This is a genomic window from Tenacibaculum jejuense (assembly GCF_900198195.1).
GTDB lineage: Bacteria > Bacteroidota > Bacteroidia > Flavobacteriales > Flavobacteriaceae > Polaribacter > Polaribacter jejuensis.
In genome coordinates this window covers 3,259,725-3,270,148 of the sequence record NZ_LT899436.1, presented here as the reverse complement: position 1 = coordinate 3,270,148, position 10,424 = coordinate 3,259,725, and the positions used below count along the sequence as shown (strand labels likewise).

The window sequence follows — 10,424 nt, the reverse complement described above, 5'->3', positions numbered from 1 at the left end:
AGAAAACAAATGTGTAATTCTATTTTCGTGGTTATAAAAAAAATCATTGTAAGTGAAAATCCCACATTTAATAATTGCTACAGGTTTTTGGTTGTTTAATTTTTATGCATTTTCAGCTCAAAACTTAAGAAAAATTGATAGTTTAAAAAATCTAATAGAAAACAAAAAAACTTCAGATTCTACATTAATTGTAGCCTATAATGACATAGGTATTGAATATGTAACATCCAATTATGATCTTAGTAAAAGCTATATAACAAAAGCTATAAGTATTGCAAAAAAGAGTAATAACAGACGTGGTTTAGCTGGAGCCAATAATTGTTTAGGTATAGTACATTATTATAAAAAGGAATACGATTCAGCTTTAGTTTATTTCAATAAAGCTTTAACTATTAATAGAAAGGAAAAGTACTTGTGGGGACAAGCATCTGCTTTATTTCAAATAGGAGTAATTAATAAATATCAAAGTAATTACTTAAAATCAATATTTAATTTTCAAGAAGCAAAATCAATTTTTGAGTCACATAAAGATTTAATTTCAGTAGCAAAAGCATATGAAAATATTGGATCTTCATACAACCTAATGGGGTATTATCAGAAAGCAATTTCTTTTTATTTAAAAGCGAATGAGATTTATGAAAAAAGAGAAGATGAAAAAGGAATTGATAGAATATATCATTATATAGGTAGTATGTATCTCAAACAAAAAAAATATAATAAGGCATTAGAATATATTAGTAAATCTTTAAGTGGAGTAAAAAAGACAAAGAATAAAAAACAAATTTCAATTGTCTATTTGAATTTAGGAAAATGCTATATAGGGAAGAAAAAATTTAATAAAGCACTTTATTATTATAGAAAAGCACTAGGTATTAGAGTTTCTTGGTTAAATAAAAAAAATATTGCAGTAACTCAATTAAGGATGGGAGAAGTCTATTATCATTTGAAAGAATACGGTAAATCGATTCAGTTTCTAAATAAAGCATTAAAAAATTTTGTAAAAAATGGTGATTTTGTAGATCAAATTATGGCTCATTGCATGATAGGGAAAAGTTACTTAGCAGTTCACAAATTGTATTTAGCTAAGAAACATCTTAAAGAAGCAATGCAGTTATCTGAAAAAGTAGAAGATATAGAGTTACAAAAAAAGTCTTATAAAATTTTTATGAATGTTTTAAAGAAAGAGGGTAGAATAAATACGGCTTTGAAATATGCAGAGAAAGTAAATGTTCTCAATGATTCTATTTACAAATTAGAAGAACTAAAAAAGGTAAGTGAATTACAAGTTATTTACGAAATAGAGAAAAAAGAAAAACAAATTAATGAACAAGAAGTTGAAATTGAATTTTTTAAAAAAGAAAGAAAAATTAGAGAGTTAAGAATCAATATTCTAGTAATTTGTATTACCCTTTTTTTTATGTTTTTAATTTTAGGTTTTTACAATAACAAGCAAAAGGTATTGAAATCGAGATTATTAGTTGAAAATTCAATGTTAGAAAAAGAAAAGTTAAGTGCAGAAATAGCATTTAAAAAACGAGAATTAGTAACGCATACTTTACAAATAACAAAAAAGAACTTAGTCCTTAAAAAAATAAAAAAATATATAGAAGACACCATGAAAACAGATAACGGTGCTATTAATTTTAATTATAAAACGTTATTACAAATTATTAGGAGTGAATTGGTACATGATAAAGAGCAATGGAATAATTTTAGAAATTATTTCGAAAAAGTGCATCCTAATTTTCATTTTAAAATAAAAGAAAAACATCCTAAAGTAACATCTGGAGAATTAAGATTACTTGCGTTAATTAAAATGAATTTATCATATAAAGAGATAGGAGCGATTTTAAATATAACATATGAAGGTGTAAAAAAAGCTAGATATAGGCTGCGAAAAAAAATGGAACTAACTCCAGAAACTTCACTGCAGGATGTGGTAAATCAATTATAATTTAAAAAAGGTCTGATCGTATTAATGATCAGACCTTTGTAATTAGCCCCCTTGATTAACTGACTGTATTAATTCAGTTTATTTGATGATTAGCTTTTTCGTTACAGTTTCAGTTGCTTTCTGAACACGAATTAAATACAGACCTTCTGAAAAATTATCAGTATTAAAAGAAGTAATCTGACCCTCAGCTACTTTAGATAAAACTACTTTTCCAGCTGTATCTACGATACTTATTTTTGCACCTCGTTCAGAAGTAATATTTACAACATTGATAGAAGGGTTAGGAAAAACTTTCACTTCAGTATTAAGTTCTGTAAAGCTTGTTCTAGAAGCAGTACATTGTCCAATTTCCCTCCACTGATTTCTTGAACAATTGGTATTTGCACCTGGTTTACACTTCCCAACGCTATTATTTTTAAGCTCATAGATAATGTTATTCAATTTTACATTATCGCCTTTCTGGTATGAATTAGATTTCTTCCAAGTAGAAATTGAGTTACAATTACCAGAACTAGGCGGAATATTAGTATCTCCATTATCATTATCATTATCATTATCATTATCATTATCATTATCATTATCATTGTCATTGTCAGAATTGTCAGGAGCTAACTCAGCAGATCCTGGAGGAACAGGAATAACAGCTCTTCTAGTTTGACCAGGATTATTCCCAACAGTAATCGTTATGTCATCAAAAAAGTTACCTTCTTCAGTTATTACTCTAAAAGTAGCAGTTCCTTCTTTTAAAGCAGTTACAATTCCTGTTTTAGAATCTACTCTAGCTACGTCCATTCCAGAAACACTGTAAAAAGTAAATCCTTTATTACTTGCTTCAGTAGGTGCAATAACTGGAGTTAAAATCGTATTTCCACCAACTCTAACAGGAACTTCAGACTTTTTTAAAGTTACACCTGTAACAGGAATATTTAGTGTAGATGCATTCATTGGTTCAAATACTTTTACGTAAAGTACTTGCATAGATTGTGGGAAGAAATCTTTTGCTCTAGATAAAACAGTCGGATCTGGCATTACAAATCGATTACTACAAAATTGATTATAAGGCGCACGTATTCCTAAAGATAGAGTAATACGCATAGGATTTGTTAAGTCAGCCTCTTTTTGCCACAAAACATTAGGTTTTCTCCCTATTTCTTTACCATTAACATACCAAATAATTTCCTGACTTGTAACTCTACATCCAAAAATATTGATATCTCTAGGTTCAAATTCATGAGTTTCATTTCGTTCAGCAGCTGTATTTTGTTTTGGTCTCCACCATCTTCTACCAGCAGTACTATTAATTGGTCCAACTGTTAATCCACCATTTTCTACAGACGGAACAAAAGCACCAACTGGAGGATTTACGGAGTTGTCAAAACGTTGTCTAGAAGAAGCTGTGGTAATTGCATGTAAATTATGGTCCATAACTTTACGAGTAGCTTCACTAGTTCCTTCTTGAGTAAGTTCTACTACATCAATTTCTTGATAACGAACTTTACCAACAGTTGCATTAGATTTTATTTGATTATAAAGCCAAAATGCAGGAGAAACACCAGGGAAGCCATCACTTCCTTTAATAGCAGCTTCATAGTATCCGTATACAAATCCAGGAGAAGTACTTCTTAACATTCCAGAAGAAAATCGTACAGGAACCATATTTGATGAAGGATTTCCATTAACACAACCATCTGGAACCATATTTTCTGGGAAACCAGCTTCATTGTATCGAGCAGTAATAAATAAAGAACCGTCTTTTTGTTCTATATTTTGTTTGTTTCTCCAAACCCAACTTTGTACATTTTCAGGTTCTTTGGCCCAAATTCTGGTATTGTATTTATATTCAGAATCTGGGAAATTGTCGTTTTTAAAAAGGTCAGATCGATCCCAACGTATTCTCCAATTAATAGTTGCATCGTCGGCATCTCCGTAAGGTCTTGTTCGTTCTTCAAGAGACTTTTCGTCAAAATTTTGAGAACTAGCACTAAAAATAGCACCTAAGTTTAATAATAAAATTAAAAGATTAGTTTTTTTCATTTTATAAAATTGATGTTTTGGGAGGTTAAAAAAGTAAAGGGGATAACGTTTTTAGGTTTAAGAAATATTTTAATAACTTAAAATCATTAAAAATTTAACCATAAGGGGTATGTGATTATTTACGTTATACTTTGTTTTCCTAACATCCATTATTAATGTTGCTAACCAGCGTAGCAAAATTACTTACACGTTTGTTTTTATACTCAAAAAACAAGGTTACAAAAGAGATACAAAGAAGGTATACATTGTGTATACTACTATCGTATTAGTAATACTTTAGGTATATAATCTTTATATTTTATTCGGGAAAGATTGATAATTTTGAAAAGTATCTAAATATTCTTTTAAACTTATATTATCATTATAGTTTATTTTCTTTTTTATACGTTGTCGTGCTATTTTTATAGCATGTACAGAAACATTTAAGAGCTCGGCAGAATCTTTTAAGCTGAATCCTAATCTCAATAAAATACAATTTCGAATATCGTTTTTTGTAAGATTAGGATGTATATTTTTAATGCTAGTACTAAAATAAGTGTATTGAGATTCTAACTTCTGAAATATTAAGTTCAGGTTAGAAGATGATTGTATAATATTCTTTAGTTTGTTGTATACTTCATGAAGGCTTTGATTATATTTTTCATCTTTTAAATTTTCTATAACCTTTAAAGTTTCTATCAATTCTTCTTGTTGTGCAGAAACGGCAATTACTGTAGCTAAAATTTCTTCTTCTTTTTGTTTAATATGATTCTGAAGTGTTACTTTTTCTTTTATTTCTAAGTTTTTAATTTGTGTTTTATTACTTCTTAGCTTTGAAATAATTATAATTAATAGAGAAGTTAACAAAGAACAAACAACAATAAAAACGATAAGTAGAAGTCTAAATTTCTGTCTAACTTTTAATATTCTTAAATCTAAGCTGTTGTTTTCTTCTGAAAAAAAAATCTCTTTATTAGCAAGCATAAAATTCATTATGCTTTTATTTTTTCTAATTAGTTTAAAATTAAAAATTGATGTATTATCATAAACTTTGTGAGTTTTAGATAAATTTAGAGTATGAATTGTATGAAATATACTTATGTTAGTAATAAAACTAAATCTTTTTGATTGATACGCTTTAACATTTGAAAATGAAAAGAATAATATGAATGGGAGTATGACTTTTTTTATTTTATACATAAAAAAATAAAGTTTGAAAAATGATTTTTTAGTACTAAATAACGATAAAAATAGATTAAGATTACTCAGCTGGAATTTGTAAAAAAATTAGTGTTTATTCCTTTTTTGAAGACTTTTTTCATGAAAAAGGCATCTTTTTTTAGTTTTAAGTAATTGTTAATTAATTGTTTAGTTGTTGTGTTTACTAGTCAAATATTAATTTTTATATAAACAAAATAATAGCGCTTGTTTGCCTTGTTTGGGTAAAATAGATTAATTATAGGGTAATATTGACTTACTACAACGTTTTCGTTAACTGTAGTTTTGGCAACTTAATTGTTAACCCTAAATTATGATTTTTAAGAATTTTTTTTTAGCAGCTGTAACCTTAACAGCTGTAATTACAACGTCTTGTTCAGATAATGTAGAAAATTTAGAAGCTGTAAATGGAAGTGTAGACACAGAATTAGAGCTTGCTAATCGCTTACCTCAAAAATTTAAACCATCTCAATTTTACACTGCCCCAACAGGAACAACAAGAGTTTCGTTTACTGGAACTACTACAAATGATTTGAATCGTTTAATTAATCAACAATCAGATGAAAATGGCTCAGGTGTAATTATTGAAATTCCAAAGTCAACATATTACTGGAATAAAGTTGTTTTAAAGTCTAACATTCATTTAGAAATTGCTGGAGGAACTAAAATTATTTTAGATGGTACAAAAGGAGGCGTATTTTCTATTGGAGGAAGTAAAAACGGAAATCGTTTAAAAAATGTAAGTATTAGTGGTAAAAATGGAGCTAAGTTTACAGTAGATATTTCTTCTCCTTCATTAACTAATCAAAATATCAATGTACTTAAAATTGGACGTGTTGATAATTTTAGATTTGCTGATATCAATATTAAAGATAGAAGAAGTTCTGTAAACTCTATTGTATTAGTTCACGTTCCAGGATCACCAGAAAGAAGACCAGGACCTGTAGATGGTGTTATTGAAAACATACACCAAACCGGTGCGCATACAGGATATGGACTTGTACAAACGTACAACGCACAACATGTTTTATTCAATAAACTTTCTTGTGATGGAGGAATTACATTACGAATGGAAACAGATGATAAAGGAATGAAAAATGAATTGAAAGATGGTGTAAAAGAAGGAGGAATTGCAGATATTTTTGCCTTTGATGTAAAAAACACCAATGGATTATGTGCGGTAATGTTTTCTCCACATTTTGTGCAGAATGGAAAAGTTACTGTACAAAAAGTAAGAGCAACAGGCTCAGCTTTTGCAGTAAGAGTAGAAAAAGGATTTTTAGAGTTATTTGATAAAGCTAAAAGATTTCCTATGAATGATAATGGAAAAGAACGATTTAGAAAATTTGTAGAAAGACAATTTAGAGGATTATCTGGATCAGCATTATCAGGAAATCCATACAAGAGAAATAATGGTACACAATGGGCTACTAGATTAACGCCAGAAGCAAGTGCAGCACCAAGAAATAGATATGTTTCAGATCAACTAGGTAGTGGACTAATAGCAGGAAGTTTTCAAAGTTCACGAATAACAGGTGTAACAGCAGTAAGTCAAAATGATGGTGGAGCTAAAATCAAGCAAGCACACTTAAAATTTATTCCATGTAACTTATGGAATAAAATTAAAAACCCTGCAAAAAGTTTAGGAATGTTTGATGGTTTTGAATATCATGGTCCATCAATATCGCTAAGTTATGACAATACAAACGGAAGTACAGTTGGTGGTCATTATAATGTAACTTTAGTTAATGAAAACTTTAGGAATTTCGCAGCAGGTTCAATTCAAAATATAAAGTACAATACCAACGCTACTTGTAACAAAAAACCAGCTACTATAACTAAATATTCAGCTAATTTTCCAAACTAAAATAGCTTAAATAATAAGTTCATACAGACTGCCTTTTATAGGCAGTCTTTTTTTAATTAAAATATGAACTTATAATTATCGTTAAACCATATAATCAATATAATCTCCTAAATAATGAAACCAAATAAATCAATAACAATCTTCATAGCAGTAATGCTTATAAGTTTTTCATCTTATCTATTAAATGGACAAATAAGAGTTGGCGATCCAGGTGTAACTTTCGACAGAAATCTAATCAATCAGAATAAAGCTCAATATCCACAAATAGAGAAATGGATTACAGCTGGAGTTCGAGGAGGAATTCCTCTGAAAGAAAATTTAATAGTTCAAAGAACAATAGAAGAAGGCGCAAGTATAGATGAAATTAATGCGGCTATTCGTGATGTTAGTAAGATGGGGAATAAAAGAAATACCATCTTAATTAAAAAAGGAACTTACATAGTAAATAAAAAAATTACAATGAAAAGTAATGTAAGTTTAATTGGAGAGAGTAGAAGTGAAACCATTTTTGAAATGCATGAAAATTTCGATAACAAAGCGTTCAATTTTGAAAGAAATACAAGGTTTTCTGGGTTGTATAATATGACGATTAGAGGAAGTCGTAAATGGGGAGATTCAAGTGGTTTTCCAAAATTTACTTGGAATACAAGTAATTCTGCTAACGACGAATTGAATGGAAGTGATAATATTCTTGTATTTTTTAAAGAAAGTTCAGATTGTTGGTTAGATGATGTAAACTTAATTAATGCAGGTCGAGATCCAATGCGATGTAATGCAAAACACAATACTTTTAGAGGATTAATTGTCGATGGCGCATTTAGCAAATCTGGTGGAGCACAAGGTTATTTTTTTATCCAAAAAGGATACAATCTAATTACAGATTGTCAAATGACTCATTTACGCCATTTTTCTTTACAAGGAGGTGGAGTAGAATATAATGTAGTTTATGATAATGAGATCAAACAAGAAATTAGTTTTCATGTTGGTGATGATGGAAACAATTTAATTGAAAAAAATAAAGTTGTTTTACCAAAAGATATGTCAGGATCAAGATCTTCAGCATCTCGAAGTCCAGATTATTTTTCAATCATGGGGCCATGGTCTATTAAGCATCAAAACTCAGCAAGAGATAACTTTCTTTTAAATAATTCAACTTTAGAATTACAGCATAACGGTGCATCTCCTTTTTCAAGAAAAAATAAAGTCTATCACGGTCCGTTAAAAGCAAAGCCAGCAGATCATTCTACAAACTTTAAAATTGACGAGTCTAAATATCCAACTCCAAAAGGTAACACATTATATCCAGTCATTGTTTCGCCTCCAGCAGTTGTAGCTACGAAAGATTTAGAACCATATTTTATGATTTTAAAAGACAATCAACAATTTAATGTTGGTGATCATATAGTGGTAACAGTTGATGCTTCTGCGAAAGTAGATGAAGTAAGTTTATTTTATGATGGAACATTAATAAGTTCCCAGAATTCAACACCATATAGTTGGAACAAGAACAGTGATTTTCTTGGTGATTTGCAAGAAGGAATTCATGAATTAAAAGCTATTATTAAAGGTTTAGATGGCGATACGAAAACAATTTCAATAAACATAAGAGTCGGATCAATCTCAACTTTGAGTACAGAAGACTTAAGCAGTTTAGAAAAAAAAACACTTACTGTTTTTCCTAATCCATTTATAGATCAGATTAATCTAAAAAATGCAGAACCAGGAGAGGAAGTAAGTATTCATTCAATGGATGGCAAACTTATTCAAAAAGAAGAAATAAATGATTCAGGAAGTTTAGAGCTAAATCATAAACTAAAGGCAGGCATATATCTTATCGTTTACAAACAAAACATATATAAACTTATCAAAAAGTAATTTTCATTAGAGAAAAACATAATCTTCTAATTATGAAAACCAAAAAATCAATCAAACATCTAATTATCTTTTTAGTTGCTATAACCAATAGTAACTTCATAAATGCACAACTAAATATTGGAGATCCAGGTGTAACTTTCGATAATTCGAAAAACGATTCTGCTTATCCATTCATGCAAGAATGGCAAAAGTCAGGAGTTGAAGGTGGAGTTCCGTTTAGTAGTTCAATACCAGTAAAACTTGAAGTAAATCCAACAGATGCTGATGGATTACAATCTGCAATTGACAACCTAAATACAAATGGGGAATTGAGTGTGATTTTACTGAAAAACGGAACATACGACATTGATAAAACCATTCAGCTAAAATCGAATATCATTTTACGAGGAGAAAGTAGAGATAATGTAAAGTTAGACGTTACCGTTCGTTATCAAAGAAGAAGATTCGAACATAAAGGAGCTTTTGTATTAGATGAAGTTGAATATGTTGGAATTGAAAATTTAACGATGGAATATATTCCTGAAAGACCAATTACAATTTACGACGATAGAAATGTAGATAGAAATAAATGGTGTGGAAATCGTTGTTTTGAAAACGATCCCGATGGATTAAAAAATATGTATGTGAGTTTCATTATGATTGAGAAGAAAAGTAAAAATTGTTGGGTAGATAGCTGTACACTTAAAAATTCAGGAAGTAATCCAATTAATGTAAACGGAAGAAATAATACATTCCGCAATAATTTTGTTGATGCAGCCTACAATAAAGGTGGCGGTGGTGCTGCTTATTATGCAATTAATGGAGATTACAATCTTATTTTTAACGAGAGAGTAAGAAGAATTCGTCATTTTTCTATTCAACTTGGAGCAAAATATAATGTGGTTTATGGTTGTGATTTCGAAGTTGATATCAACTTTCATAATGGTGATGATGGATTTAACTTAATTGAAAATAATAAAGTAAAAAGCGAACAATGGAGATCTTGGGGAGCTTTTGCAAGTGGAGGAAGTCAATATGGACACAAACCCCCAGGTGAGAACAATATTATTTTTAATAACGAAGTAAGCGGAAAAAATAATTCAGAAAGATTTAGTAGTGATACGAAGGTTTTTGTTTTCGATCAATACAGTAACCCAAGAGAATTATCATCTACACCACCAAGTGGAGGAACTTTTTATCCTGTTGTATTAAAAAATAATACATTAACGACAGAGACTTTTATTAAAAACGATATCAAAATTTTTCCAAATCCTTTTGTATCAGAATTAAATATTGAAAATGTAACACAAGATGGAAGAATAGCGTTTTTTTCTATTGAAGGACAACCTCTTTTTACTAGAAAAGTAAAAGTAGGAGAGAGGATTCAAGTCGGAAAAGAATTGCAAAGTGGATTCTATCTTTTACATTACAATAATCAAGTTTTTAAAATTATAAAAAAGTAAAATAGATGAACATATCAATTGAAATGAAAGGGTAATATTTGACTTGTTTGAGATA

At 29.3% G+C, this 10,424-nt stretch carries 6 protein-coding genes; 4 read left to right on the top strand and 2 right to left on the bottom strand.

Annotation, left to right across the window (positions count from 1 at the left end):
- The first annotated feature begins 52 nt into the window (after positions 1–52).
- On the top strand, positions 53–1,954 hold the full coding sequence (locus AQ1685_RS14340) for a tetratricopeptide repeat protein (protein WP_095073264.1): 1,902 nt from the start codon (positions 53–55) through the stop codon (positions 1,952–1,954).
- 78 nt (positions 1,955–2,032) lie between these two features.
- Here AQ1685_RS14340 and AQ1685_RS14335 read toward each other — a convergent pair whose 3' ends face one another.
- Together AQ1685_RS14335 and AQ1685_RS14330 are read right to left on the bottom strand one after the other, a co-directional pair.
- A complete protein-coding gene (locus tag AQ1685_RS14335; protein ID WP_095073263.1) occupies positions 2,033–3,988 on the bottom strand; it encodes a T9SS type A sorting domain-containing protein in 1,956 nt (651 codons plus the stop codon).
- A 291-nt stretch (positions 3,989–4,279) separates the two neighbouring features.
- On the bottom strand, positions 4,280–4,951 hold the full coding sequence (locus AQ1685_RS14330; RefSeq protein WP_157730237.1) for a helix-turn-helix transcriptional regulator: 672 nt from the start codon (positions 4,949–4,951) through the stop codon (positions 4,280–4,282).
- 547 nt (positions 4,952–5,498) lie between these two features.
- On the opposite strand from AQ1685_RS14330, the gene AQ1685_RS14325 reads away from it, so the two are divergent.
- From AQ1685_RS14325 to AQ1685_RS14315, 3 genes are all read left to right on the top strand, one after another.
- Entirely contained in the window at positions 5,499–7,052 is a 1,554-nt protein-coding gene (locus AQ1685_RS14325) for a hypothetical protein (RefSeq protein ID WP_095073261.1), read from the top strand.
- A 114-nt stretch (positions 7,053–7,166) separates the two neighbouring features.
- Positions 7,167–8,927: a T9SS type A sorting domain-containing protein gene (locus AQ1685_RS14320; RefSeq protein ID WP_095073260.1), complete on the top strand. Its 1,761-nt coding sequence runs from the start codon at positions 7,167–7,169 to the stop codon at positions 8,925–8,927.
- Positions 8,928–8,959: 32 nt separating this feature from the next.
- On the top strand, positions 8,960–10,369 hold the full coding sequence (locus AQ1685_RS14315; RefSeq protein WP_095073258.1) for a glycosyl hydrolase family 28-related protein: 1,410 nt from the start codon (positions 8,960–8,962) through the stop codon (positions 10,367–10,369).
- Positions 10,370–10,424 lie beyond the last annotated feature (55 nt).

Excerpts from the sequence above, each read along its gene's own strand:
- AQ1685_RS14315 (WP_095073258.1), top strand. The coding sequence starts at position 8,960 with ATGAAAACCAAAAAATCAATCAAACATCTAATTATCTTTTTAGTTGCT.
- AQ1685_RS14330 (WP_157730237.1), bottom strand. The coding sequence starts at position 4,951 with ATGCTTGCTAATAAAGAGATTTTTTTTTCAGAAGAAAACAACAGCTTA.
- AQ1685_RS14320 (WP_095073260.1), top strand. The coding sequence starts at position 7,167 with ATGAAACCAAATAAATCAATAACAATCTTCATAGCAGTAATGCTTATA.
- AQ1685_RS14335 (WP_095073263.1), bottom strand. The coding sequence starts at position 3,988 with ATGAAAAAAACTAATCTTTTAATTTTATTATTAAACTTAGGTGCTATT.
- AQ1685_RS14325 (WP_095073261.1), top strand. The coding sequence starts at position 5,499 with ATGATTTTTAAGAATTTTTTTTTAGCAGCTGTAACCTTAACAGCTGTA.